General features: G+C 69.1%; 31 protein-coding genes. 5 read left to right on the forward strand and 26 right to left on the reverse strand.

What is annotated here, in order from left to right:
* Positions 1–31: 31 nt before the first annotated feature.
* A complete protein-coding gene (folP, locus tag SH203_RS09160) occupies positions 32–886 on the reverse strand; it encodes a dihydropteroate synthase (protein WP_087120565.1) in 855 nt (284 codons plus the stop codon).
* A 201-nt stretch (positions 887–1,087) separates the two neighbouring features.
* On the opposite strand from folP, the gene SH203_RS09165 reads away from it, so the two are divergent.
* Positions 1,088–1,498, forward strand: coding sequence for a GreA/GreB family elongation factor (locus tag SH203_RS09165; RefSeq protein ID WP_087120688.1), 411 nt, complete (start codon positions 1,088–1,090; stop codon positions 1,496–1,498).
* Between the two features lie 189 nt (positions 1,499–1,687).
* Here the strand turns inward: SH203_RS09165 and ftsH are convergent, their stop codons facing one another.
* From ftsH to tolB, 6 genes are all read right to left on the reverse strand, one after another.
* Positions 1,688–3,646, reverse strand: a complete 1,959-nt coding sequence (gene ftsH, locus SH203_RS09170; protein ID WP_087120566.1) for an ATP-dependent zinc metalloprotease FtsH — start codon at positions 3,644–3,646, stop codon at positions 1,688–1,690.
* The gene (tilS, locus tag SH203_RS09175; RefSeq protein ID WP_200808872.1) at positions 3,643–4,995 is read right to left on the reverse strand and encodes a tRNA lysidine(34) synthetase TilS; all 1,353 of its coding nucleotides are present in this window, start codon (positions 4,993–4,995) and stop codon (positions 3,643–3,645) included. The genes ftsH and tilS overlap by 4 nt, the downstream gene beginning before the upstream one ends.
* Entirely contained in the window at positions 4,983–5,843 is an 861-nt protein-coding gene (locus SH203_RS09180) for a tol-pal system protein (RefSeq protein ID WP_087120568.1), read from the reverse strand. Before SH203_RS09180 ends, tilS begins: the two co-directional genes overlap by 13 nt.
* Positions 5,844–5,892: 49 nt before the next feature.
* Positions 5,893–7,017, reverse strand: a complete 1,125-nt coding sequence (locus SH203_RS09185; protein ID WP_087120569.1) for a DUF3667 domain-containing protein — start codon at positions 7,015–7,017, stop codon at positions 5,893–5,895.
* Positions 7,018–7,265: 248 nt separating this feature from the next.
* On the reverse strand, positions 7,266–7,832 hold the full coding sequence (gene pal / locus SH203_RS09190; RefSeq protein ID WP_087120571.1) for a peptidoglycan-associated lipoprotein Pal: 567 nt from the start codon (positions 7,830–7,832) through the stop codon (positions 7,266–7,268).
* A 128-nt stretch (positions 7,833–7,960) separates the two neighbouring features.
* Positions 7,961–9,340, reverse strand: coding sequence for a Tol-Pal system beta propeller repeat protein TolB (gene tolB / locus SH203_RS09195; RefSeq protein ID WP_087120572.1), 1,380 nt, complete (start codon positions 9,338–9,340; stop codon positions 7,961–7,963).
* A 143-nt stretch (positions 9,341–9,483) separates the two neighbouring features.
* Between tolB and SH203_RS09200 the strand changes: the two genes are divergently transcribed.
* Positions 9,484–9,717 carry a CopG family transcriptional regulator gene (locus tag SH203_RS09200; protein WP_087120690.1) on the forward strand — a complete coding sequence of 78 codons (234 nt, stop codon included), beginning with the start codon at positions 9,484–9,486 and terminating at the stop codon, positions 9,715–9,717.
* A complete protein-coding gene (locus tag SH203_RS09205) occupies positions 9,714–10,157 on the forward strand; it encodes a TA system VapC family ribonuclease toxin (RefSeq protein WP_087120574.1) in 444 nt (147 codons plus the stop codon). The genes SH203_RS09200 and SH203_RS09205 overlap by 4 nt, the downstream gene beginning before the upstream one ends.
* On the opposite strand, the gene SH203_RS09210 is transcribed toward SH203_RS09205, so the two are convergent.
* The 17 genes from SH203_RS09210 to SH203_RS09290 all read right to left on the reverse strand — a co-directional run bounded on the left by SH203_RS09210 (position 10,154) and on the right by SH203_RS09290 (position 20,941).
* Positions 10,154–11,080 carry a hypothetical protein gene (locus SH203_RS09210; protein WP_087120575.1) on the reverse strand — a complete coding sequence of 309 codons (927 nt, stop codon included), beginning with the start codon at positions 11,078–11,080 and terminating at the stop codon, positions 10,154–10,156. The two genes, SH203_RS09205 and SH203_RS09210, sit on opposite strands and share 4 nt — an antisense overlap.
* 5 nt (positions 11,081–11,085) lie before the next feature.
* On the reverse strand, positions 11,086–11,538 hold the full coding sequence (tolR, locus tag SH203_RS09215) for a protein TolR (RefSeq protein WP_087120577.1): 453 nt from the start codon (positions 11,536–11,538) through the stop codon (positions 11,086–11,088).
* Between the two features lie 3 nt (positions 11,539–11,541).
* A complete protein-coding gene (gene tolQ, locus SH203_RS09220; protein ID WP_087120578.1) occupies positions 11,542–12,294 on the reverse strand; it encodes a protein TolQ in 753 nt (250 codons plus the stop codon).
* 139 nt (positions 12,295–12,433) lie between these two features.
* Entirely contained in the window at positions 12,434–12,868 is a 435-nt protein-coding gene (locus SH203_RS09225; RefSeq protein ID WP_087120580.1) for a hypothetical protein, read from the reverse strand.
* Positions 12,869–13,067: 199 nt separating this feature from the next.
* Positions 13,068–13,520 (reverse strand): tol-pal system-associated acyl-CoA thioesterase, encoded by a 453-nt coding sequence (ybgC, locus tag SH203_RS09230; protein ID WP_087120582.1) that lies wholly within the window; start codon positions 13,518–13,520, stop codon positions 13,068–13,070.
* 26 nt (positions 13,521–13,546) lie between these two features.
* Entirely contained in the window at positions 13,547–13,921 is a 375-nt protein-coding gene (locus SH203_RS09235) for a hypothetical protein (RefSeq protein WP_087120583.1), read from the reverse strand.
* A 4-nt stretch (positions 13,922–13,925) separates the two neighbouring features.
* Positions 13,926–15,368, reverse strand: coding sequence for an alpha/beta fold hydrolase (locus tag SH203_RS09240; RefSeq protein WP_234989444.1), 1,443 nt, complete (start codon positions 15,366–15,368; stop codon positions 13,926–13,928).
* 110 nt (positions 15,369–15,478) lie between these two features.
* Positions 15,479–15,730, reverse strand: coding sequence for a BrnA antitoxin family protein (locus SH203_RS09245; protein ID WP_087120586.1), 252 nt, complete (start codon positions 15,728–15,730; stop codon positions 15,479–15,481).
* Complete coding sequence (locus SH203_RS09250) at positions 15,708–15,983, reverse strand: BrnT family toxin (protein ID WP_087120587.1); 276 nt, start codon at positions 15,981–15,983, stop codon at positions 15,708–15,710. Before SH203_RS09250 ends, SH203_RS09245 begins: the two co-directional genes overlap by 23 nt.
* A complete protein-coding gene (gene ruvB, locus SH203_RS09255; RefSeq protein ID WP_087120589.1) occupies positions 15,980–17,011 on the reverse strand; it encodes a Holliday junction branch migration DNA helicase RuvB in 1,032 nt (343 codons plus the stop codon). The genes SH203_RS09250 and ruvB overlap by 4 nt, the downstream gene beginning before the upstream one ends.
* A 172-nt stretch (positions 17,012–17,183) precedes the next feature.
* Positions 17,184–17,801 carry a Holliday junction branch migration protein RuvA gene (gene ruvA / locus SH203_RS09260; protein ID WP_087120590.1) on the reverse strand — a complete coding sequence of 206 codons (618 nt, stop codon included), beginning with the start codon at positions 17,799–17,801 and terminating at the stop codon, positions 17,184–17,186.
* A gap of 166 nt (positions 17,802–17,967) precedes the next feature.
* Positions 17,968–18,486 (reverse strand): crossover junction endodeoxyribonuclease RuvC, encoded by a 519-nt coding sequence (ruvC, locus tag SH203_RS09265; RefSeq protein ID WP_087120592.1) that lies wholly within the window; start codon positions 18,484–18,486, stop codon positions 17,968–17,970.
* 59 nt (positions 18,487–18,545) lie between these two features.
* Complete coding sequence (locus SH203_RS09270) at positions 18,546–18,944, reverse strand: hypothetical protein (RefSeq protein WP_087120593.1); 399 nt, start codon at positions 18,942–18,944, stop codon at positions 18,546–18,548.
* Positions 18,945–18,965: 21 nt separating this feature from the next.
* Entirely contained in the window at positions 18,966–19,502 is a 537-nt protein-coding gene (locus tag SH203_RS09275) for a hemerythrin domain-containing protein (RefSeq protein WP_234989445.1), read from the reverse strand.
* A 61-nt stretch (positions 19,503–19,563) separates the two neighbouring features.
* A complete protein-coding gene (locus tag SH203_RS09280) occupies positions 19,564–19,839 on the reverse strand; it encodes a type II toxin-antitoxin system RelE/ParE family toxin (protein ID WP_087120595.1) in 276 nt (91 codons plus the stop codon).
* Positions 19,836–20,132, reverse strand: a complete 297-nt coding sequence (locus SH203_RS09285) for a hypothetical protein (RefSeq protein WP_087120597.1) — start codon at positions 20,130–20,132, stop codon at positions 19,836–19,838. The genes SH203_RS09280 and SH203_RS09285 overlap by 4 nt, the downstream gene beginning before the upstream one ends.
* A 35-nt stretch (positions 20,133–20,167) precedes the next feature.
* Positions 20,168–20,941, reverse strand: a complete 774-nt coding sequence (locus SH203_RS09290; RefSeq protein ID WP_087120598.1) for a YebC/PmpR family DNA-binding transcriptional regulator — start codon at positions 20,939–20,941, stop codon at positions 20,168–20,170.
* A 274-nt stretch (positions 20,942–21,215) separates the two neighbouring features.
* On the opposite strand from SH203_RS09290, the gene SH203_RS09295 reads away from it, so the two are divergent.
* On the forward strand, positions 21,216–21,416 hold the full coding sequence (locus SH203_RS09295) for a hypothetical protein (RefSeq protein ID WP_087120600.1): 201 nt from the start codon (positions 21,216–21,218) through the stop codon (positions 21,414–21,416).
* 69 nt (positions 21,417–21,485) lie between these two features.
* On the opposite strand, the gene SH203_RS09300 is transcribed toward SH203_RS09295, so the two are convergent.
* Positions 21,486–21,902, reverse strand: coding sequence for a helix-turn-helix domain-containing protein (locus SH203_RS09300; protein WP_087120601.1), 417 nt, complete (start codon positions 21,900–21,902; stop codon positions 21,486–21,488).
* A gap of 97 nt (positions 21,903–21,999) precedes the next feature.
* Here SH203_RS09300 and SH203_RS09305 point away from each other — a divergent pair, with 97 nt between their 5' ends.
* Positions 22,000–22,398, forward strand: coding sequence for a hypothetical protein (locus tag SH203_RS09305; protein WP_087120603.1), 399 nt, complete (start codon positions 22,000–22,002; stop codon positions 22,396–22,398).
* 16 nt (positions 22,399–22,414) lie between these two features.
* On the opposite strand, the gene SH203_RS09310 is transcribed toward SH203_RS09305, so the two are convergent.
* Positions 22,415–22,849: a thioesterase family protein gene (locus SH203_RS09310; RefSeq protein WP_087120605.1), complete on the reverse strand. Its 435-nt coding sequence runs from the start codon at positions 22,847–22,849 to the stop codon at positions 22,415–22,417.
* Positions 22,850–22,898: the final 49 nt, after the last annotated feature.

The raw sequence follows: 22,898 nt of genomic DNA on the forward strand, positions 1-22,898 counted from the left end.
GACGCTGCGGCGGTTGATGCCCGTCCTTAGCTCAACCGCGACCGAACGTCGCGTCCGTTCGACCGGCCTCGCGAACCGCCGCCTGCACCTTCAGCGCCTGAACCGTCTCGCGCACGTCGTGGACCCGCACCATCCGCGCCCCGCGCGCCGCCGCCGCCAGCGCCAGCGCCAGCGAGCCGCCCAGCCGGTCGGTCGCCTCGACCGCCGTGGGGTCGATCCCCTGGATCATGCGCTTGCGGCTGGCGGCGTACAGCACCGGAAACCCCAGATCGACCAGCGCCCCCAGCCCGGCCGTCAGCGTCAGATTGTGCGCCGGCGCCTTGCCGAACCCGATGCCGGGGTCCAGCCATATCCGCTCGCGCGCCACCCCCGCCGCCATCGCCGCCTCGGCCCGCGCGGCCAGATAGTCCCGCACCTCGCCCGTCACGTCGTCATAGGTCGGGTCCGCCTGCATGGTGCGCGGCCGGCCCTTCATATGCATCAGCACCACGTCGCACCCCAGTTCGGCGGCGACCGCCGCACTGTCCGGCGCGTGGGTCAGGGCGGTCACGTCGTTCCACATCGTCGCCCCGGCGGCGACGGCGGCGCGGGCCGCCTCGGGCTTCATCGTGTCGATGCTGATCGCCCCGCCCCAGCGCGCGCGGACAGCCGCGATTACGGGAACGACGCGCGCGATCTCCTCGGCCGCCCCGACCGGATCGGCGCCGGGCCGGGTGCTTTCGCCGCCGATGTCCAGCATGTCCGCCCCGTCCGCGGCCAGCCGCATCGCCCGATCCGTCGCCGCCTCGACCGAGACCCACCGCCCCCCGTCCGAGAAGCTGTCGGGCGTGACGTTGACGATCCCCATGACCTGGGGCCGTCCCGGCGTTTGACTTTCATCGGTCATGGGACCAGCCTCTAGCCGTGATCGCTCGTTTCGTCAGCCAGGCTCGACGCCTTTCCCACGCGGGACGCCTCGTCGCAGGCTCCTGACCCGGAACGGCCGCGCGCCCTTCGCCCCGTTCCGGGCGCCATCCGAAACCCCTTCCTTCCCCCGACGCACGACGCCAGGCGCGTGCGCCGCCCCCTGCCGTTCGCGAGCCATTCCATGCCCCAATCCGCCCTGCCCGTCCGCCCCGACATCTTCCTCAGCACCCACGACCACGACGCCCTGTCGCGCCTGGTCGGCGACATGCCCGGCGAGGGCGTGGCGGGCATGCTTCAGGAGGAGCTGGAGCGCGCCATCATCTGCGAACCCGGCGACCTGCCCCGGGGCGCCGTGCCGCTGGACCGCTGGCTGCACTATGTCGACGGCCGCAACGCCGATCCGCGCCGCATCCAGATCGTCCTGCCCAGGGACGCCGACATCGACGCGGGCAAGGTCTCGGTCCTGTCCCACGTCGGCGCGGGCCTGATCGGCCTGGTCGAAGGCTGCACCATCGTCTGGAGCGACCCCTCGGGCGCCGAACGCAGCCTGACGCCGGTGATGATCGAGGACGCGGATATCCTGCCGGCCTGACGCTCCGCCCCATGAAAAAGCCCGCCGGGAGATCGCTCTCCCGGCGGGCTTTTTCATTCCTTTCCGTCACCCTCGGGCTCGACCCGAGGGCCGGGCGATCCGCCGCCTTGCGCCAGACGAAGACTCACAGCCAGCCCGACATCCGATCCTCGGGTCGAGCCCGAGGATGACGGACGCCGAGGAAAGCCCTCAGTGAACCGTCGGCACGCTGGTCGCGGCGGGAGCGGCGACCGGAACCTCGATGTCGGTTCCGTCGGACACCGGCGTCACCGGCACCGAGACCGAAGGCCCGGCGTTGGGGAAGTTGTTCTCGTCGCGGTTCGGCGCGACGCCCTTCTCCAGCAGGTCCTTGATCTCCTCGCCCGACAGGGTCTCGTATTCCAGCAGGGCCTGCGACAGCTTTTCGTGATGATCGGCCTTGGTCGTCAGGATGTGGCGCGCCTCGTCCCAGCCCGAGGCGACCAGACGGCGAACCTCCTCGTCGATGGTGCGGGCCGTCTCTTCGGAGATGTTCTGGCTGCGCGCGACCGAATGGCCCAGGAAGACCTCTTCCTGGTTCTCGCCGTAAGCCACCGTGCCCAGCTTCTCGGAGAAGCCCCAGCGCGTGACCATCGCCCTTGCCAGCTTGGTCGCCTGTTCGATGTCCGACGACGCGCCCGAGGTGATGTTCTCCTTGCCGAAGATCAGTTCCTCGGCGACGCGGCCGCCCGCCATGATGGCGATCCGGTCGATCATCTGCTGATACTTCATCGAATAGCGGTCGCCTTCCGGCAGCTGCATCACCATGCCCAGCGCCCGGCCGCGCGGCACGATGGTCGCCTTGTGGACCGGGTCCGCCGCCTTGACGTTCATGGCCACGATGGCGTGACCGGCCTCGTGATAGGCGGTCAGGCGCTTTTCTTCCTCGTTCATGGCCATGGAGCGACGCTCCGAGCCCATCAACACCTTGTCCTTGGCGTCCTCGAAGTCGCGGTGCGTGACCATGCGACGGTCCTTGCGCGCCGCCTGCAAGGCGGCCTCGTTGACCAGATTGGCCAGGTCGGCGCCCGAGAAGCCGGGCGTGCCGCGCGCGATGGTCTTCACATTCACATCGGCGGCCAGGGGCACGTCCTTCATATGGACGCGCAGGATGCGTTCGCGGCCCGAGACGTCGGGGTTCGGCACCACCACCTGGCGGTCGAAGCGGCCGGGACGCAGCAGGGCCGGGTCCAGCACGTCGGGACGGTTGGTGGCGGCGATCAGGATGATGTTCTCGGACGCCTCGAAGCCGTCCATCTCGACCAGCAACTGGTTCAGCGTCTGTTCGCGCTCGTCATTGCCGCCGCCGAGCCCTGCGCCGCGATGGCGACCCACGGCGTCGATCTCGTCGATGAAGATGATGCACGGCGCGTTCTTCTTGGCCTGTTCGAACATGTCGCGCACGCGGCTGGCCCCGACGCCGACGAACATCTCCACGAAGTCCGAACCCGAGATCGAGAAGAAGGGCACGCCCGCCTCGCCCGCGACCGCGCGCGCCAGCAGCGTCTTGCCGGTGCCTGGAGGGCCGACCAGCAGGGCGCCCTTGGGGATCTTGCCGCCCAGACGCTGGAACTTGCCGGGGTCCTTCAGGAAGTCGACCACCTCCTGCAGTTCGTCCTTGGCCTCGTCCACGCCGGCCACGTCGTCGAAGGTCTTGCGCCCCTTATGCTCGGTCAACAGCTTGGCCTTGGACTTGCCGAAGCCCATGGCGCCGCGCGCCCCGCCCTGCATCTGGCGCATGAAGAAAATCCACACCCCGATCAGCAGGGCGATGGGCAGGATGCCCAGGAGCAGGCTCATCCAGATCGACTGGCCGCCGGACTTGGCGTCGATCTCGACGCCCGCCTGCAGCATGTTCGCCATCAACTGTTCGTTCGGATAGACGGTGGTGGAGGTGAAGCGCTGGCCGTTCTTCAGCTCGCCGTTCACCTTGTCGACGCGCACCGTCACCTTCTTGACCTCGCCGGCGTTCACCCGCTGCACCAGCTCGGAATAGCTCATGACTTCGGGCCGTCCGCCCGCCGGCTGACCGGCCATGCCGTTCATCGCGCCGCCTTGGGACAGGGCCGCATAGCCCGCCAGCAGCGCCAGAATGATCACGCCGGTGATCGCCAGATTACGCAGGTTCATTGAGGTCCTCGGTCGTCCGCCGCCCCGTTCGGGCCGCCGGTCTGGATGTGTCTGTCTATGGAAATAGGAGGTTCCATGGCGTTACGCCATCGCGGGGCGGAAATCAGGTCGTCTTCGTGCGTCGTTTCGTCCAGCGCCAGCCTGAGCCGTTCCGCGACAAGCCCGCGCCGTTCGACCCCTGCGCCTGCAAGAACCGGACCCCCGGCCCCGTCCTGGACCAGGACGGGCCAGGCCGCGCGCGCCTGCGGCGTCAACGGCGTCAGCCGCGCCCGATCCGCGTCCGACAGCTGCGACAATCGCCCACGCCCGGCCACGACCGACCAGCCCGCATCGGCGGCGGCGAAGGCGAACCGCCCGTCCCACACCGCCTCCACGCCCGGCGTCAGCCGCAAGGGTTCGGCGCCCCTCCGCGCCATCTCGCCCGCCTCGCGCACCAGGGTCACGGCCTCGCCCGCCGCCGTGATCCGCGCCCCGCACAGGGTGGCGGTGAAGTCCTCGCCCGCCCGCAACCGCCGGACCAGCGCCGCCAGCCGCTCGCCGCGCGGCGGCGTCGCCCCGCCTCCGACGCAGACCAGGGCCGCCGCCAGCGTCCGCGCCGCGATGTCGCGCGACGCCTCGACCGCCGCATCGCCGACCGTCCTCAGCCCCTGCGCGCCCGAAACCCCGCGCGCTTCGGACGTCCCCTGCGGCGTCACACCGGCCAGGGCCAGCCGCGCCCGGCTGCGGCCATAGCGGGGGTCGGCGTTGGCGGGGTCTTCGATCCAGTCCGCCCCCTGCCCCCTCAGCCAGTCGCGCAGAGGTTCGCGCCCTTCGTCCAGCAGGGGCCGCAGCAGCATCAGCCCCCGCCCCTCGGGCCAGACGGGCGACGGCGACCATTCACGCACCCGCCCCAGCGTCGCCCCCTCGCGCCGCATCAGATCGGCCTCGGCGATGTCGTCGGCCGTATGGGCGAACAGCACGACCCGCGCCCCGGCCGCCCGCGCCGCCTCGGCGATCAGCCGGTGCCGCGCCGACCGCGCCGCCGCCGTCAGTCCCGTCCGCGGCTTGTCGCCGTCCCAGCGCAGGCCGCGCCAGTCGGCCCCCGCCGCCGTCGCCGCCTGTTCCGCAAAGCCGTTCCAGCGCCCGCTGTCGGGGCTCAGCCCGTGATCCACGCTCAGGGCCAAAAGGCGCCGCCCGCGCGCGCCCGCCCATTCGGTCGCCAGCCGCAGCAGGGCGATGGAATCCCCCCCGCCCGACAGGGCGAGGGCCAGGGGCCGCGCCACGTCTCGGCTCAGCCGCGCGTCCAGCCGCGCGAAGACGCGCTCGACCAGCCGCCGGTCGCCTTCGTCGTCGGACGTCAGGCGGCGCACGCGCCCGTGGTCCGCAGCTGGGCCGCGCGGGCCTTCTGCGGATCGGACGCCGAGGGCGCATAGCGGCGGGTGAACTCGGCCAGGGCCGCGCAGCCTTGCGGCTTCCTCTGGGTCGCGAACAGGGCGTCGGCCAGTTTCAGCGTCGTGTCCGCCGCCCAGCCGATGCGCGGCCAGTCCTTCAGCGCGGCGGCGTAATAGGGCACCGCCCCCGCCTTGTCGTTGGCGACGACCCGCAGGTCGCCCAGACGCGAGTTGGCTTCGCGCGACTGCGGCGTGTCGGGCCAGGCGGCGATCACCGTCTCCAGCGCCCGCTCGCCGCGCGGCTTGTCGGTAGACAACAGGGCGACGGCCGCCGCCAGATCGCGCGTCGCATCGCCGGTGGGCGAGGTCGCCTCGATCGGCGCGTTCAGCTCGGCCTGGGTCTCCAGCTTCTGGATGCGGTTTTCGGCGTCCCTCAGCCGGGTCTGCAGGGCCTGGTTGTCGCGCGTGGCCTCGTCCAGTTGGAAGGTCAGCCGCTCGTTGTCGCCGTTCAGGCCGCGCACCGTGGCCTCAAGGTCGCCGAGGCGCCGATCCATCAGGGCGAATTGCCCCTGCAGCGTCACCACCTCGGGGTCCGGCTCGACCAGAACGGGCTGGCCGGCGGCGTTCCTCTGGGTCAGCGCCCGCTCCAGCCGACGCACGTTGCGATCCAGCTGGTCCAGGCGGCGGTTGTCCCATTCCGTCCGCTCCATGATGTTGGGCTGGGCCTGCTGGGCGAAGGCGGCGCCGCCGATCAGCAGCATCCCGACAGCGGCGGCGACGATGGCGTGGGTGGAGGCGTGGGCGCGAGAGATCGAGAGCTTGGTCATCCGTCTAGCTTTCACCGATTTGGGGCCGCCGCAAGGCCGTCCGCACCGCTCAGTGCCCCAGGCCCAGATAGATGATCGCCGTCACGAACAGGCCGATCACGATGTTGCAGAACACCAACAGCGCCGTCGTCCGCCACAGGGCCGAAAACACCCCCAGCGAATAGGCGCCCTTCATCTGGGCGAACATATGGACCGGCACGGCCAGCAGCCCCAGCGGAATGACGATCCCGCCCAGCCACCCGGCGACGCTGGCCGACACCACCATCAGCATCAGCAGCATGGCCATGAAGGTCAGCGAATACAGGACGAACACCCCGTGGTCGTACAGGGTGAAGCCGCGCTTCCACAGGAACAGCAGGGCCACGAACGGGATCGACAGCGGCGCCAGCAGGAAGGCGAACTTATACAGCGTCTGCTGCAGCTTGTAGAGCGCCAGGTCCGGGTTCTGCAGCTTCTTGGCGATGGTCGCGCCCAGGCCGTGGCCGCCGGCCTTGATCTCCTGGCCCATGACGCTGGCCTTGGCGTGCGGCTGCCCGTCCTGCGCATCGCCGGCCGCCATATCCTTCAGACTGGCCTGCCAGCTGCCGGGCTTCAGCCCGTCGGCCCGGCCGTCGCGCATTTCCGTCTCCAGCTTCACCAGCTGCTCGCGGCGTTGATCCACGATCATCTGCGCGGCCTGGATGGCCTGCGGCTGGGCGTTGTCGGCGCGCAGTTCGTTGACGGTCTGCTGGGCCGCCTCAACCACCGTCCGCTGCTCGGCGATCTCGGCGGGCTGGACCGACGCCTCCTCCTTGTGCGGCGCGAAGCTCAGGGCGAAGAACATCACGAACAGGGTGAACAGGAACAGGGCCAGCGGCGAGACGTAGCGGGTCCGCCGCCCCTGAACCCACTCGCGCGTCAGCTTGCCGGGGTTCAGCCACAGCAGCGGCAGGGTGCGCCAGATGCGGGCGTCGAAATGCATGACGCCGTGCAGCAGCTCTTCGCCCAGATGCAGCAGGCTGCGGTGGACATGGGTGGGCTGGCCGCACGCGGCGCAGAAGTTGCCGCTGGTCGGCGCGCCGCAATCCGAACAGACGCCGTGGGCGTGATCCTCGCCCGCCTTGCCGGTCGGTTTCTCGATCGCGCCCGCGATCAGACCGCCCGTCACGACGCCGCCCGCTCCTTCGATGTCCATCCGGCGATCCCCCAATCCCTGTCGCGACCTTCTGCCGTCGCGCGCCGCCGGGGACAAGCGCCGAAACGAAAAGAGGCGCCGGCCCGCGCCGACGCCTCTCTTTCCTACCCGTCATTCCGGGGCCGAGCGCAGCGCGGAACCCGGAATCCAGGGCCGCGCCGATGATGCCCGATCCGTCGAACGACGGCGCACGCCGTCTGGCTTCCGGGTTCGTCCTGCGACGCCCCGGAATGACGGCCCGGATCACCTCAGCGCGGCGCGCCCGACACGATGGCGGTGTGGGCGTTGCGGTTGCGGGCGAAGGCGTCCTCGTTGGAGCCCTCCGCGATCGGCCGTTCCTTGCCGAAGCTGATGGTGTCGATCCGGCCCGCCGGGATGCCCCGGTTGATCAGATAGGTCCGCACCGATTCCGCGCGGCGGGCGCCCAGGGCCAGGTTGTATTCGCGCGTGCCGCGTTCGTCGGCGTTGCCTTCGATGCGGACCGTCACGGACGGATAGCGTTGCAGCCACTGGGCCTGGGCGTCCAGGCGCGGCATGGCCTCGGGACGGACCTCATAGCTGTCCAGGTCGAAATAGATGCGGTCGCCGACGTTGACGACGAAGTCCTGCTCGGACCCCGGCTGGGCCGAACCCAGGTCGCCGCCCGTCACCGGACCGGTCGGGGCGGTCGGATAGGCCGGGCCGGTCGGCGCCGTGGAGGTTCCGTCGTTCGGGCCGGGCACGCCGGTCTCGACCGGGGGCTTGCGGGTGCAGGCGGCCATGGCCGCCACGGCGCAGCCGACCATCGCCAGTTTGATAATGCGTGAAGTCTTCATGGGGTCGTCTCCTGACGTGTCGTTTCTTGCAAGGGGGCGGGCCTCAAGCGTGACGTTTGTGTCTGCCTTGGCCCCCTTTCGGACGCCAGAGCGATAACGCACTGTTGAGCTTCAAGGCTCCGCCGGGATCAGTTCGGGCAGCTGTCGGCGCCCTGGTTCAGGCCAAGGTTGCTGGGGCCGCGATCCAGCAGCGGCGACCAGGCCGGGTCGGTGCCGCGTCCGTTGTATCCCGCCTGGGACACCACCCGTCCCGACAGGTCCACGGTCCACAGGCGCGTGTCCCCGCCCGGCGTCTGGCGCGCGAACATCACATAGCGGCCGTTGGGCGCCCAGTTCGGCCCTTCCTCGAAATAGCTGGAGGACAGGATGCGCTCGCCCGACCCGTCCGAATTCATCACCCCGGTCGAGAACCGGCCGCCGCCCTGTTTGGTGAAGGCGATCAGATTGCCGGTCGGGCTCCACGACGGCGCCGTATAGAGGCCGCCCCCGCGCGAGATCGGCCTCTGGCCCGATCCGTCCGACCGCATGACATACAGCCGCGCCGACCCCGAACGGTCCGAGGTGAAGACGATCTGGCTGCCGTCCGGGCTGAACGAGGGCGAGGTGTCGATGCCGGGATCGGTCGTCAGGCGCGAGATCTGACGGCTTCTCAGGTCCATCACATAGACGTCGGTGTTGCCGCCCCGGATGATCGAGAAGGCGATCTTGTTGCCGTCGTTGGAGAAGCGCGGCGCCAGCACCTGACCGTCGAACTCACCCAGGCTCTCGCGCCGGCCGGTCGTCAGATTGTACAGATAGATGCGGCTGTAATCCTTGCCCAGCGCGACATAGGTGATCTCGTCCGGCTGCGACAGCGAGAAGCGCGGCGACATGATCACCTCGTCGCCTTGCGTCAGATAGGTCGGGTTGAACCCGTCCTGGTCGGCGATGGTCAGGCGGTTGATCCGGTTCAGGGCCGAACCTTCCTCGGACACGAAGATCACGCGGGAATCGAAGAAGCCCGCCTCGCCGGTCATGCGCTGATAGATGACGTCGGAAATCTTGTGCGCGATCCGGCGCCACTGTTCTTGCGTCGCGGTGAACTGATAGCTGACCAGCTGGCACTGGCGGTAGGGGTCGTACAGGCGGAAGCCCACGTCCATCCGCCCGTCGCCGCGCATCGTCACCCCGCCGTACAGCACCGCCTGCGCCCCGATCTGGGTCCACTGGGGAAAGTTCGGCGCATTGGCCAGGATCAGGTCCGTCTCGATGAAGCTGGCCGGGTTCAGCGGCTCGAAGAAGCCCGACCGCCGCAGATTGGCGCTGACCACGCTGGAAATGTCCGACCCATGCGTCCCCGCAAACGGCACGACCGCGATCTGCAACGGCCGCAGCACGCCCTGGTCGATCTCGACCTCGACCGGCTGATTCTGTTGCGGCGCGGGGGCTTGCGAGGTCTGGGCCGCCGTCGTCAACGGCGCCGCCATCGCGACCGCCGCCACGGAGGCCAGAAGAAGGTTCAGACGCATCGAGTGCTCCCACAAGTCTCAAAGGATCGCCGCCCCTTATCGCCGGGCCGTTCGACTTTCGCCAGCTTGACGGCGAATGGGGCGACTTTCGGGACGGGGGCGATCACATTGATGCGTGATGCGTGATGCATTATATTCGACCCATGCGCACCACCCTCGCCATCGACGACGACGTGCTGAACGCCGCGCGCGCCATCGCGGTTCAGACGCGCACGTCCGTAGGCGAAGTCATTTCCGATCTCGCTCGCCGCTCCATCGCACAGGCTGCGCCAGAGACGTCGCCCGAGTTCCGCAACGGCATTCGTCTTCTGCCGCATCGCAAGGGCGCCGTGGTGACGACGGAGCAGATCAACGCCTTGCGCGACGAACGGCCTTGATCGCGCTGCTGGACGTCAGCGTCCTGATCGCACTGATCGATCCAGCCCATACCGAGCATCTCGCCGCCCATGCCTGGTTCGCGCGTGAACATCGGGCCGGCTGGGCGACCTGCCCGCTGACCGAGAATGGCGCGCTTCGAATTCTCAGCAATCCCAAATACCCGAACTCGCCCGGCGCCCCGGCGCAGGTCTTGCCCGCGCTTCATTCCTTGCTGGCTCAACCCGGCCATGCGTTCTGGCCCGACGACATCAGCCTGCTCGGCGACTCCTTGATCGCACAGGATCGACTGCTCACCTCGGGCCAGTTGACGGATACCTATCTGCTCGCCCTGGCCGTTTCGAACGGCGGTCGTCTGGCGACCTTCGACCGCCGCCTGTCGCCTCATGCGGTCATCGGAGGCCGCGAGGCGCTTCACCTCATCGGCCCGCCACACGCCTAACGATTCCGGCACGCCCGTTCGGTGTTGAACGTCGGGCGATAGACGCCGCCGGGGAAGCCCTGGGGCACGTCGAAGGGCGCGGTCTGGCGGAGAGCGCGCAAAGCACTATCGGCGGCGGCGCGATAAACTGCACTCGATTGAGTGTTGATCAGGTTCGGTCCCCGCGTGATCCGGCCGTCCGCCGATAGGGTCAATTCGACTTGGATGCGCAATTCATCGCCCCCCTGCATGCTGCAGGTGACGTTGATGTTCCAGTTATCATAGACCTGATTGAAGATGGCGGTGATCTGCGGCCCCGTCGCCTGCGACGCCGCGCCTGCGCCCTGCTGCCCCGTCGCCGGGCGACCCCGATTGTTGGTCGGGCGGGTCGGGCCGGCCAGGGCGTCCAGGTCCAGGCTGGGTTGGGTGCGTTGCGGGGCCGGGCGGGCGGGCGCCGACGTATTGGGGCGCGGGGTCGGCTGGGCCTTGGTCGGCGGCGAGGGCGTGGCGGCGGGCGGCGTGGGCCGGGGCTGCGGCGGCGTCGGGCGCGGGGTCGGCGCGGGCGCAGGCGTCGGACGCGGCGTGGGGCGCGGCGTCGGCTGGGTCTTCGTCGGGGGCGCGGGCGTCGGGCGCTGAGGCGTCGGCGTCGGACGGGGCTGCGGCTGGGGTTGAGGCCGCGGCTGGGGCGGCGTCGGGGCGGGCGTCGGCGGAACCGGATCGGGCTGGTGAACCGGGGCGGTGGCGGCGTCGTCAGGCGAGGGTTCGGGCTGGGGATTGTCGGCCGGCGCGGCCTGGACCACCGCCTCCGACACGATGCTCACGGGCACCGAGGCGACCAGCGGCTTCTCCTCCTCGACCTTTTGCGAAAAGGTCACGAAGGCGAGCGCGATCACCCCGGCATGCAGGGCGAGCGATCCGAGGATGGCCGGGCTCGGACGACGCAAGGGGTTCAGGCCTCCGGGGCCGTGTCGGTGATCAGGTTCAGCTTGGTGAAGCCCGACGCGCTCAGCCGCGCCATCACCCGCGCCACCGCCTGATATGGGGCGCGCCCGTCGGCCCGCACGAACACCGGCCGCTCGGCCGCCTTGTCCGCGCCGCCCGCCTCGGTCAGCAGCCGCGTGGACAGGGCGTCGAACGCCGTCTCGCTGTCGCCGACGAAGATGGCGCCCTGCTGGTCGATGCTGACCGACAGGGGCTCCGACTTGGTCTCGACCGCGCTGGCCTCGGTCTTGGGCAGCTCGACCGGCACCCCCACCGTCAACAGGGGCGCCGAGATCATGAAGATGATCAGCAGCACCAGCATCACGTCCACCAGGGGCGTGACGTTGATCTCTGTCAGAGGCCCTTTACGCCCCCTGCGCCCACGACGCCCGCCGCCGCTCGACCCACCGCCCAGGGCCATGGCTCAGCCGCCCCGCTTCAGGCTGAGGTCGCCGGACGGCGGGGGCGGAGGCGGCGGGGCCGAGGGAGCGCCCAGCCGGCGCGCGACCGCCGCCTGCAGGTCGTCGGCGAACGCCTCCAGCCGCCCGGTGAACTTGCCCGCGTCGATCGAGAATTTGTTGTAGGCGATATAGGCCGGGATGGCCGCCGCCAGGCCGATGGCCGTGGCGAACAGGGCCTCGGCGATGGCCGGCGCCACCGTCGTCAGATTGGTGTTGCCCGCCGCCGCGATGCGTCCGAACGCATTCATGATGCCCCAGACCGTGCCGAACAGGCCGATGAAGGGCGAGGCCGTGGCCACGACCGACAGCACGCCCAGACCGTTCTCGATCCGCTGGCTCTCGCGCGCGATCAGACTGTTCATCGCCTTGTCGATGCGGACCAACAGCAGGTCGCCCTGATGCTCGTTCAGAACCCCGCGCTGACGCGCCTCGCGCCAGTCCGACAGGGCGATGGCCAGCATCCGCGGCAGGGCGTGATCCGGCTCCGGCCCGGCCTGGGCCGACACATCCTCCAGCGACCGGCCCGACTGGACCGCCTTTTCGAAGTCGTCGGCCTGTCGGTTCAGGGCGGTGAACCGCACCGCCTTGTCGATGATGATGGTCCACGACCAGATCGAGGCCGCCGCCAGGCCGATCATGACGGTCTTCACCACCCAGTCGGCGGTCATGAACAGCTCGACGGGGTTCATCATCGCGGCGTCGACGGGCGTGGTCATTCAGGCGCTCCGGGCGGAATCGAGGTCTGTCACATCGTCTTCGACCGAGCCGACGTGACCATTGTGTGGCGTCCGGCCCGTTTAACGACGACCCGACCGCGCGTCATCTGACAGGCGCGTCATAAGGGTTAACAGCGGGTTACTCGGACGCCGTCCGGCGCGCATTCGGATCGACCGCCACCGACACCGGGGCGCCGACGCTGATGATGACCCCCTCGTGGCCTTCCTTGGCGATGGAATAGGTGGCGGCGTCCTTCAGCAGCTGCTCCTCGCACTGGCGGTCGCCGGAACGCCCCAGTTCGGCGCAGCCGCGTTTGGCCGCGTCGGTCCAGCCCAGAACCCGGCGCGTCGCCGCCTCGGCCCGCTTGATCGCCGCCTCGTCCTCGGCCGCCGCCTGGGCGATCAGCGCCTGACGCGCGCCCTGCTGGTATTGCAGTTCGGCCTGACCGGCCATCTTGCGTTCCCAGACCTTGTAATAGGGACACCCTGCCAGCCCGCCGCCGACCAGCAGCAGGACCAGCAGGACCGACACCCCGACCGCCCCGGCCGACATATTGTAGTTTTCGCTCGCCATGATCTTCCCCCGCGTTTCGCGACGATTCTAGAGCAATCGCCTATGAATGCGCCTAACTTTTCCGCTCATCCCGGCGAAAGCCGGGACCCAGTTCTTTGGACGACAGGCGCCCCAGGTCAAAGGCCGGCGGTCATCCGAGGCGCCTGCGATGCAAAAACACTGGGTCCCGGCTTTCGCCGGGATGCTCGGGAGGAACGTGTTACGCCGCCCCCGCCAGCCAGGGCGTGACCTTCTCCACCAACCCCTTCGACGGTCGCCGGGGCCGGCCGTCCAGGTGGATGCACACCGCCGTCACCTCGGCCCGGCACAGCACCTCGCCGTCGCGCTCGACCGATTGGCGGATGATCAGCCGCACCCCCTTCACCTGTTCATAGACGGTGCGGACCACCAGGGCGTCGTCGATCCGCGCGGGCTTCAAGTATTTGATGTTCAACTCTGAAACCACGAAGGCCAGCGGCTCGGCCTCTTCCAGCAGGTCGGCGTGGCCCACCCCGATGGCGCGCAGGAAGTCCGACCGCCCCCGCTCGAAATAGCGCACATAGTTGGCGTGATAGACCAGGCCGGTGAAATCCGTGTCCTCGTAATAGACGCGCACCGGCAACAGGTGGTCGCGCCCGTCGAATCGTCCGGCGGTGGGTTGGTCGATGCTCATGCCGCGATCCTAGCGCAAGCCGGGCCTCAGCGCGCCCCCGACGGCGCGATCAGGAAGCCGGGGCAGTAGCGTTGCCGCATCTCGCGGAACTCGGTCGGCAGGGGATCGTCGCTGAACAGGATGCGGTTGGGAATGGAGACGAAGGCCGTCGCCGGCACGCCCGCGCGGCGCCCGATATAGCCGCAGACCGCCCGCCTCTGCCCCGGCTCGGAATAGCGCAGCTCGGCGGCGTGTCCGGCCTGGACCTGGATCTGGCGCATCACCCGCGCGTCCGCCGGCTCGGGCGCCGGGGCGCCGGTCGGCCGCGTCGCCAGCCACACCCCGCCGGCGCACAGCGCCAGCACCCCCGCCGCCGCGATCAGGGCCGTGGTCCGTCGCCGATCGGAAAAGGCCCCGCGCATTTCCCTACCCCGCCGAGGCGGTCTCGATGAAGTTCAGCGGCGTGTCCGCCGCCGGCAGGCAGCTGCGGTCCACCGGCGCCGACGGATCGCGCAGGAAGTCGCGCGCCATCCTGCGCGTGCAGGGGCTGGCGTTGATGACGCCGTGGGTGGCGTTGGTCACGATCACCACCTGGCTGCGGGAATAGCCTTTGGCCGCCGCCTCCGTCAGGGGCGGGGGACAGCCGGGGTCGATCTCGGCGGCGACGAACAGGGTCGGGATGTCGGTCCTGACGGGCTGGTTCTCGATGGGCGCGGCCGGGGTCTCGCCCACCGCCGCGCACACGTCGAACAGGCGCGACAGCGACGGGACCAGCACCTCCGCCACCGGATCGCCCGCCGCGCCCGCCGCCAGCCGCGCTTTGGACTCGAACGGCAGCTCCTCCTTGCACAGATGCGCCATATGCTGGCCCTCGGTGTAATAGGTGCGATCCTCCGCGATCTCGGCGACCGGGTTCAGGTTCCCGGCGATGATCCCTTCCAGATCGGCCGGCAGCCGCCGCACCCCCGTCGCGCTATAGGTCGTGTCCATCAGGAAGGCCGACAGGTCGTCGACCGTGAAGGTCCGCCCGTCCTTGCCCGTCACCGGGCCGGCCAGCCATTTGCGCGCCTCGGCCTCGAACCGCGCCTGCAGGTCGGGGTGCCGCCCCGCGCAGGCGGCCTGCGCCTGACATTTGGCCAGGATCAGCCGCACCGCCGTCGACACCTGTTCCGGCGTGCCGACGGCCCAGTTTCCCTCGGGCGGCCAGGGGCTGTCCATCACCGCCGCCCGCACGATCCGGGGCTGGTGGGTGATCACCGCCGCCTCGATGCGCGGCCCGTAGGAGCCGCCCCACAGGTCGATCTTGTCGTACCCCAGCACCTGGGCCAGGTCGCGCACGTCGTCGGCGATGACGGCGGCGTTGTACTGGTTCAGGTCGATCCCCTTGGCCTGATAGGCTTTCAGGCACGCGATCAGCCCGTCGCGGTCGGCGTCGGACGGCGGCCCGGCGTCGGTCAGCTGCACGCCCGGACAGTCCATCGACGGATCGCCCCGCCCGCCCCCGCGCTGGTCGAACAGGACCACGTCCTGATCCACCGCCATCAGATCGGGCCGCCGCGACAGCGCCCGCAGCATGTCGCCGGCGCCGGGCGTCAGATCCCCGCCCGGCCCGCCGTGGAACATGAACACCGGCGGCAGCGCCTGCCCCGAGGCGTCGCGATAGGGATGGCTGGCCTTCATCACCACCACCGCCACGCCGATGCGCCGGTCGCTGGCCGTGCCGCGCGCCTCGTCGACCGTCAGGATGCCGCACTTCACCTTGCGCACATCGGTCGGCCAGTCGGCCGGACAGGGCTTTTCGGTGAAGACCGGCGCGGCGGCCCGCGCAGGCGGCGCGACCGCCAGACCGCCCCACAAGCCAAGGCTCAAAACCAATGCCGCGACAGGCCGAAAGATCATTGGGGCGCGCTCCGATGCCGCGCCAGCAAACGCCGATCCGCCCCGGCTTGGCAACGCCTATTCGAACAGGGCGCGGGGGATCAGGCCGCGCGCTTGTTCCGCGCCACGTCGGTCAGCGCCTGCGCCATCCGCTCGCGCCAGTCCTCGCCCTCCTCGGCGAAGGCCTTGATCGTCTCCGCCGACAGTTTCAGCGCCACGTCCTGCTCGCCGGTCAGCCGGGCGTAGGCCGCAGGCGACAACACCTCGTGCGCCGGGCGCATGCGCGCGATGTCGGCGTCCGTCAGTTCGGGATTGTCGTCGTCCAGGGGATCAACGGCGGCGGAGTTCGTCATACTTTCTGACCTCGCGGGCGTTGGCCCGCCTGAGACTGATCATCCAGGTCACGTCGCCGCGTTCGGTATAGATGGCGACATGGACCCGACCGTCGATCGGCAGATAAGCATACCACCGAAACTCGCCATAGTCGCGGCGATCGTCCAGGGCGATGAAGGCGGCCTTCCAGTCCCCCAGATCCGCATCCGCCAGCGACAATCCATGCTTGGCGCGATTGCTCGCATCCTTGCCGGGATCGAAGCCGACCTTCATTCGAACAGGTCGCCCGGCAGGGGGCCGGCGGACGGCGGCGGCGGCGCGCTCAGACCCAGATGGGCGTAGGCCTTGGCGCAGGCGACCCGGCCGCGCGGGGTGCGCATGATGAAGCCCTGCTGCAGCAGATAGGGTTCGATCACGTCCTCGACCGCGTCGCGCGCCTCGGCGATGGCGGCGGCCAAAGTGTCCATCCCCACCGGCCCCCCGCCATAGTTCTCGATCAGCGCCTTCAGGAACCGCCGGTCCAGGCTGTCCAGACCGGATTCGTCCACCTCCAGCCGCGACAGCGCCCGCGCCGAAACCGCCCGGGTGATGGTCTCGCAGCCGTCGGCGTCGGCGAAATCGCGCACCCGGCGCAGCAGCCGCCCGGCGATGCGCGGCGTGCCCCGCGCCCGGCGCGCGATCTCCAGCGCCCCGCCCTCGTCGATGCCCGCGCCCATCTTGCGCGCCGTGCCCCGCACCACGGCGGTCAGCTCCTCCGGCGTATAGAACTCCAGCCGCAGCGGAATGCCGAAACGGTCCCTCAACGGCGTCGCCAAAAGGCCCGCCCGCGTCGTGGCCCCGACCAGGGTGAAGGGCGCCAGGTCGATCCGCACCGACCGCGCCGACGGCCCCTCGCCGATGATCAGGTCCAGCACATGGTCCTCCATGGCCGGATACAGGATCTCCTCGACCTGGGGGCTCAGCCGGTGGATCTCATCAATGAACAGGACATCGCGCGGTTCCAGATTGGTCAGGATCGCCGCCAGATCGCCCGCCTTGGCCAGGATCGGCCCCGACGTCGCCCGGAACCCGACCCCCAGTTCGCGCGCCACGATCTGCGCCAGCGTCGTCTTGCCCAGCCCCGGCGGCCCGAACAGCAGCACATGGTCCAGCGCCTCGCCCCGCCCCCGCGCCGCGTCGATAAAGACCTTCAGATTGCCCTTGGCCTGCGACTGGCCCACGAATTCGGACAGGGTCTGCGGCCGCAACGCGCGGTCGTAGGCTTCGCCCGTTTCCGCTTCGGGAGAGATGATGCGGGTCATGAGTGCGCCGAGTGGCGAGTGGCGAGTGGCGAGTGGCGAGACGTGAAGAGTGCTAGTGAGCAAGAGGTGAGCCAGGCGGTCGCCGAGCTTGTGTCTCGCTCACCTCTACGCTCACTGCTTTGCTCACTTTTCACTCGCCACTCGCCACTCGCCACTCGCCACTCCCTTCCCCTCACCGCCCCAACTCCTGCAGCGCCGCCCGGATCACCGCCGACAGTTCCGCCTCGTCGCCCAGCCGGATCAGCGCCTGATCGACGGCCCGGCGCGCATTGACCTCGACCACGCCCAGGCTCAGCAGGGCCGACACCGCCTCGCCGGTGAGGGACGGCGGCGGCGGCGCGATCTCGACATGCATCCCCGGCGCGTGCGGCGCAAAGGTCACGTCGCCCAGCGGCTTGCCCTTCAGCTCGGTGACGATCCGCAGCGCCAGCTTCGGCCCCACGCCATTGGCCCGCGCCACCGCCGCCTTGTCCTCGCGCGCCACCGCCGAGGCCAGTTCGCCGGGCGGCAGCACGTCCAGCACCGCCAGCGCGGCCTTGGGCCCCACGCCCTGAATGGCCAGAAGGGTCGTGAACGCCCGCCGCTCGTCGCGCGTCAGAAAGCCGTACAGGCGCGGCCCCGCGTCCTCGCTCCATTGCGAATGGATGTGCAGCGTCGCCTCGTCGCCCGGCGCCGGCAACCGCCCCAGCGTCCGCGCCCCGCACGACGCCACATAGCCCACGCCGCCGCAGTCGATCAGGCAGTCCGCCTCGCCCACCTCGGCCAGCACCCCTCTCAGCCGACCGATCACGAAAGTCTCCTCCCCATCTTGATGGGGAGGGGGACCGCGAAGCGGTGGAGGGGTTCTTGACGCCCCACCGACAGCCGACGCGCGGAAAGAACCCCTCCGTCACGGCGCGAAGCGGCGCCGCGCCACCTCCCCATCTGCGATGGGGAGGAGACTTGATCTCCCGCCCTCACGCCGCACCCCGCGTCATGGCTTCCAGCAACGACCGCTTCCTCAGTTGCGCGTGGGTGATGGCCACGGCCAGCGCGTCCGCCGCATCCGCCTTCACGTCCCCGGCGGTCGGCAGCAGCCGTTTGACCATGAAGGCGATCTGGCTCTTGTCCGCATGACCGGCGCCCACCACCGCCTTCTTGATCAGGTTCGGCGAATATTCCGCCACCGCCAGCCCCGCCTTGGCCGGCGCCAGCATCACCGCCGCCCGCGCATGGCCCAGCTTCAGCGTCGAGGACGGGTTCACATTGACGAACACCTCCTCCACCGCCGCCTCGTCGCAGCCGTGATCGGCGCAGACCGCCGACACATGGTCCAGCAGATGCACCAGACGCTCGGCGAAGGGCGCGGTCTCGGGCGGCGTCACCACCCCGTGCGCGATCCAGCGCAGCCGCGCCCCCTCGGCCGAGATCACGCCCCAGCCTGTGCGCCTCAGACCGGGGTCCAGGCCGATGATTCTGATCGGTTCGTTCGCCATCCGTTCCCCTCATGCCGCAAAGAGGGTTAGCGGGCAATGAATGGTTCAGGGCGAGAGGTTCAGTGCTGCATCAACAACGGCCGACGCGGCGGCGTCGCTTCGACCGGCGCCTCGACGGGCGGCGGCGGCGCGACGGGCTCGACATCGCGCGCGACTGCGTCCGGCGGGGCGACAGGTTCGGGCGCGATGACCGGCGCTGGCGCTGGCGCCGGCGTCGTCGCAGCCGCAGGCTCCGGCAGCGTCTCCACGACCTCGATCCCAGGCTCGGCCTTTTCGGATCGATCGGTCAGGGCCGTCTGCACCCGCGCCACCAGCCAGGTCGCCACGGCGGCGGCGCACAGCAGCACGACGATCGCCCCGCCCCAGGCGCCGACCTTGACCCAGGCCCACCGGCGTCCCTCGACCGGCGGGCCGGCGTCGCCAGGCAGATCGGATCGGGGATCGCGCGCCTGGGGCATGGTCTGTCGCTCCTGCGTTTGTCAGCCGTGCTTTTCTATATAGGTTTCGGGGTCCTTGTTCACCGGCTTGACGCCCGTGATATGCTCGGCCTCGAAGGCGGCGAACTTGACCGCCAGGTCGTGGCGCATGTCGATGTCGGCGTTCATGCGGAAGTCGGTCAGTCCCTGCCGCTCCTCCTCGCCCATGTGTTTGGAGTTGACGACGTTGGCCTCGCCCACCGCCTCGAACCAGGCCTTGCTCCCGACCTTGTGGTTCGCCACCGCCTTGACGGCGTTCCTCAGCTTGTTGTGATCCTCGATGGCGTCCTCGGTCTCGCCCTCGACCGTGCCGTCCTCGGCGTCGTTGGCGCCGTCGCCCTGTTTCAGCAGCTCGGGATAGAAGAACCGCTCCTCGGCCTCGGCGTGGACGTCCAGAAACGCCGACAGCCGGCCCCACACCTTGGTCAGGGCGTCCGTGTCCTTCGGATCGATCTGTTCGATGATCGAAAACAGCCGGCGCTGTTCGGCATGGTCGTCGAGGATCAGCTGGGTGATGTCCATGGCAGGCGCTCCGGGCATATTGTGAAGCCCCGATACGCCCGGCGCACCGCCCGGTTCCGTGCGAACGACTCGCTGTTCCTCAGGCGAACGGTTCACGCGCGCCGTGCCACACCCGAGCGATCTCGATATGCTCCGCCCTGACGCGGTAGATGATCAGATAGCCGGTCCTGGCGACGACCAGCTGCCTCAACCCGTTCCCGACACCTCGCCCTGTTTCAGGAAAGACGCTCAGCCCATCGACGGCGTCGATGATGCGGTTTTCGACCAGGGTCGCGGCATTGACGCTATCGGTCGCGATATACCGCCAGACCTCTTCGAGGTCCGTGCGGGCGGCGGGCGACCAGATGACCTTCAACGCGGCGTCCGCGCCGCCTGTCGCGCGCGCAACTCCGCGACGACCACCTCGTGCGGGATGCCTCCGCCGGCGTCCAGCGACCTCAGCCCCTCGTCGACGGCAGCGTGAAAGGCGGCTTCTTCTTCAGCCGACAAGAACGGAACCGCCTCATCCTCGACCGCCATGTCCAGCACCGCCATGTCCAGCACCGCCATGGCCACTATGTCGTCGATCGGGGCCTGTCGGGCGTCGGCCAGGGCGTCCAGCTTGGCCTTGACGGCTTCGTCCAGGGCGATGGTCACATGCACGGTCATGCGGGGACCGTATCACAACCCCCGCCTGTCGCCCATCACCCCGCGTATTTGGCCGCGTCCTCGTCGGACACGTCCTCGTTGGAATAGACGGCCGACACGTCGTCCTCGGCGTCCAGCGCGTCCAGCAGCTTGAACAGCGTCCCCACGGCCTCGCCCGTGACCGGCACGTCCGACTGCGGCTTCCACACGATGGCGGTGGACTTGGGGTCGCCCAGCACCTTGGACATGGCCTCGGCCACCTCGTTCAGGTCCTCGTAGGCGGTCCAGATCACGTGGCCCGGCGCGTCCTCGTAGATGTCGGGCTTGACCAGGTCGCTCTCGACGTCGGCGGCGCCGGCCTCGATGGCGGCCTCCATCACCGCGTCCTCGCTACCCGCCTCGGCCGGATAGGTGATCTTGCCCACCTTGTCCCACATGAAGGCGACCGAGTTCATTTCGCCCAGCGCGCCGCCGTTCTTCTTGAACGCCGTGCCGATGTTGGACGCCGCGCGGTTGCGGTTGTCGGTCAGGGCCTCGACGATGATGCCCACGCCGCCCGGCCCCCGGCCCTCGTAGCGGACCTCTTCCATCGTATCGACGTCGCCGCCGGCGGCCTTGTTGATGGCGCGCTGGATCACGTCCTTGGGCAGGCTTTCGGCCTTGGCGTTGTTGACCGCCAGGCGCAGGCGCGGGTTGGCGGCCGGATCGGGCAGGCCCGACTTGGCGGCGACGGTGATGTCGCGCGACAGTTTGGAGAACAGCTTGGAGCGCTGCGCGTCGGCGCGCCCCTTGCGGTGCATGATGTTCTTGAATTTCGAGTGGCCGGCCATGGGATCGTCTTTTGCGCGTTCTGAAACCTTGAGCCGCGCCTCATAGAGCCTGATCCGCCGAAGTGGAAGCGCTGCGCGCTTCGACGAGACGGTGAATCAGGCTCCATGTTCAAACTGAGCCTTGATTCACGGCGCCTGCGAAATCACGAAGCGATTTCTCCTCAGCCGATCAAGGCTCGGCCGATGGACGCCATCCTGTCACGATGCGCCCTGGGGGTGGAACCTCCACCGTTTGCGCGTATTGATCCGTGCAAGACAGACGGAGCCTAATGTCATGACCGCCGACGACACCATCTATCAGGCCGAAGGCTATATGGACGACGACCTGCACGAGGCCGACATCGTCGAATGGTACGAGGCCCGCCCCGTCACCGTCTCCACCGCCGTCGCCGCCGGCGCCGTCGTCACCGCCTTCACCCTGGGCGCCCTCGCCGCCGTCGGCGCCCTCTTCCTCATCGGCCGTCTGGACGACTGAGCGCCGCGCCTAAGCTGAACTCGCAGTAGGGACCAGGAACCGACAAACGCTCGGCCGGATCGGCGACGTTCACTCCTGATCGTCTCGAAGTCGCTTCTCGATCTTGTCGGGTGACACGATACGCCCGGACGCCGTGGTCAGGGCCAGGGTCAACGCCTCGTGCGTATCCTGATCGCGCAGAACCAGCGGGGGCGCATCGTCGCGCATATGTCGATCGCCCCATTGCATGATCGCGATCAGGATGATCGCAAGTTCGCGCCCTTTCGGGGTGAGGCGATACTCATGGCGCAGGCGACTGTTGTTTTCCTTGTAAGGGCTGCGCTCCAGCACCCCGTCGGCCACCAGCGTATCCAGCCTTTGCGACAGGGCGGCGCGCGGGGCTGCAAGGTCGAGCCGTAAATCCTCAAATCGCGACACCCCGTAAAAGGCTTCGCGCAGGATAAGCAGGGTCCACTTGTCGCCCAGCAGCGTTGCGGCGCGCGCCATGCTGCACTCTTCAAGAGCGACCGGAGCGGTGGACACACGGGGGGAAGCTGGATTTGACATTTGAACTCAGATAGCCCACCCGTAGCTGAGTTCAAAAATGGAACCCACCTTCATGAGCTTCCTTGCGATCGTCCTTGCCGTCAAAATCCTCGTGACGGCCGTGTTCATGGCCATCCCCTTCCTCACCTTCCCAGCGAAACGTCTTGCTGAAAGGATCGGAGTGACAGGCGGCGGAGGCGTGTTTTTCCGGCTGTATGGCGTCGCCCTCACGGCCTTGCTGGCAGGATATGGGTCTGCGTTCCCGCTGCTGGCCAAGCAGGAATTCCCTTGGGGCGTGGTCGTCATGGGCATCATTTCCAATGGCGGGGCGGCGGCGATTCTGCTCGGCGCCGGCGCAAGACGAAAGACCGCGCCCGTCGCCCTCTTTCTGCTGGCGATAACGGCAGCCCTCATCGCGGCTGCGATAAATCCCGCCTGGGCTATCGGAACGCTGTGACGCCGCCCCCGCCCCCTCACCCCGCTTTCAGGTTCTCCACCACCGCCCTCAGCTTCGCCGGCAACGGCTTGGGACGGCGCGTCTCCGCGTCGACATAGACGTGGACGAAATGGCCGATGGCGGCGGGGACGTCGACGCCGCGCTTGAAGACGGCGAAACCGTAGCTGACGCTGGAGGTGCCGATGCGGTCGACCTTGATCCCCACCTCGATCACGTCCGGGAACTTCAGCGCCGAGGTGTAGCGGCAGCCGGAATCGACCACCAGGCCGATGGATTCGTTCAGGGCGTCGGCGATCAGCAGATGGGCGTTCACCGCCGAATCCACGAACTCGTAGAATTTGGCGTTGTTGATATGGCCGTACTGGTCGTTGTCGGCCCAGCGCGTGGAGACCATGTGATAGGCCTTGTAGGTCGCGCGTTCGGCCAGCGGCCCTTCTTCCCTCTTGGGCATCGGTCGTCTCTCCCTGGCGACGTCTGATCGGTCGCTTCGCACGACGCTC

It is taken from the genome of Brevundimonas sp. SH203 (assembly GCF_002157625.1).
GTDB lineage: Bacteria > Pseudomonadota > Alphaproteobacteria > Caulobacterales > Caulobacteraceae > Brevundimonas.

Excerpts from the sequence above, each read along its gene's own strand:
- SH203_RS09165 (WP_087120688.1), top strand. The coding sequence starts at position 1,088 with ATGCCCCAATCCGCCCTGCCCGTCCGCCCCGACATCTTCCTCAGCACC.
- SH203_RS09250 (WP_087120587.1), bottom strand. The coding sequence starts at position 15,983 with ATGAAGGTCGGCTTCGATCCCGGCAAGGATGCGAGCAATCGCGCCAAG.
- tolB (WP_087120572.1), bottom strand. The coding sequence starts at position 9,340 with ATGCGTCTGAACCTTCTTCTGGCCTCCGTGGCGGCGGTCGCGATGGCG.
- ftsH (WP_087120566.1), bottom strand. The coding sequence starts at position 3,646 with ATGAACCTGCGTAATCTGGCGATCACCGGCGTGATCATTCTGGCGCTG.
- ybgC (WP_087120582.1), bottom strand. The coding sequence starts at position 13,520 with ATGAGCATCGACCAACCCACCGCCGGACGATTCGACGGGCGCGACCAC.
- tolR (WP_087120577.1), bottom strand. The coding sequence starts at position 11,538 with ATGGCCCTGGGCGGTGGGTCGAGCGGCGGCGGGCGTCGTGGGCGCAGG.
- SH203_RS09225 (WP_087120580.1), bottom strand. The coding sequence starts at position 12,868 with ATGGCGAGCGAAAACTACAATATGTCGGCCGGGGCGGTCGGGGTGTCG.
- tolQ (WP_087120578.1), bottom strand. The coding sequence starts at position 12,294 with ATGACCACGCCCGTCGACGCCGCGATGATGAACCCCGTCGAGCTGTTC.
- SH203_RS09290 (WP_087120598.1), bottom strand. The coding sequence starts at position 20,941 with ATGGCCGGCCACTCGAAATTCAAGAACATCATGCACCGCAAGGGGCGC.
- ruvB (WP_087120589.1), bottom strand. The coding sequence starts at position 17,011 with ATGACCCGCATCATCTCTCCCGAAGCGGAAACGGGCGAAGCCTACGAC.
- SH203_RS09275 (WP_234989445.1), bottom strand. The coding sequence starts at position 19,502 with ATGCCCGGAGCGCCTGCCATGGACATCACCCAGCTGATCCTCGACGAC.
- SH203_RS09245 (WP_087120586.1), bottom strand. The coding sequence starts at position 15,730 with ATGACGAACTCCGCCGCCGTTGATCCCCTGGACGACGACAATCCCGAA.
- pal (WP_087120571.1), bottom strand. The coding sequence starts at position 7,832 with ATGAAGACTTCACGCATTATCAAACTGGCGATGGTCGGCTGCGCCGTG.
- SH203_RS09295 (WP_087120600.1), top strand. The coding sequence starts at position 21,216 with ATGACCGCCGACGACACCATCTATCAGGCCGAAGGCTATATGGACGAC.
- folP (WP_087120565.1), bottom strand. The coding sequence starts at position 886 with ATGACCGATGAAAGTCAAACGCCGGGACGGCCCCAGGTCATGGGGATC.
- SH203_RS09310 (WP_087120605.1), bottom strand. The coding sequence starts at position 22,849 with ATGCCCAAGAGGGAAGAAGGGCCGCTGGCCGAACGCGCGACCTACAAG.
- ruvC (WP_087120592.1), bottom strand. The coding sequence starts at position 18,486 with ATGGCGAACGAACCGATCAGAATCATCGGCCTGGACCCCGGTCTGAGG.
- SH203_RS09300 (WP_087120601.1), bottom strand. The coding sequence starts at position 21,902 with ATGGCGCGCGCCGCAACGCTGCTGGGCGACAAGTGGACCCTGCTTATC.
- SH203_RS09305 (WP_087120603.1), top strand. The coding sequence starts at position 22,000 with ATGGAACCCACCTTCATGAGCTTCCTTGCGATCGTCCTTGCCGTCAAA.
- SH203_RS09185 (WP_087120569.1), bottom strand. The coding sequence starts at position 7,017 with ATGGACATCGAAGGAGCGGGCGGCGTCGTGACGGGCGGTCTGATCGCG.
- SH203_RS09180 (WP_087120568.1), bottom strand. The coding sequence starts at position 5,843 with ATGACCAAGCTCTCGATCTCTCGCGCCCACGCCTCCACCCACGCCATC.
- SH203_RS09235 (WP_087120583.1), bottom strand. The coding sequence starts at position 13,921 with ATGCGCGGGGCCTTTTCCGATCGGCGACGGACCACGGCCCTGATCGCG.
- SH203_RS09200 (WP_087120690.1), top strand. The coding sequence starts at position 9,484 with ATGCGCACCACCCTCGCCATCGACGACGACGTGCTGAACGCCGCGCGC.
- SH203_RS09285 (WP_087120597.1), bottom strand. The coding sequence starts at position 20,132 with ATGACCGTGCATGTGACCATCGCCCTGGACGAAGCCGTCAAGGCCAAG.
- SH203_RS09270 (WP_087120593.1), bottom strand. The coding sequence starts at position 18,944 with ATGCCCCAGGCGCGCGATCCCCGATCCGATCTGCCTGGCGACGCCGGC.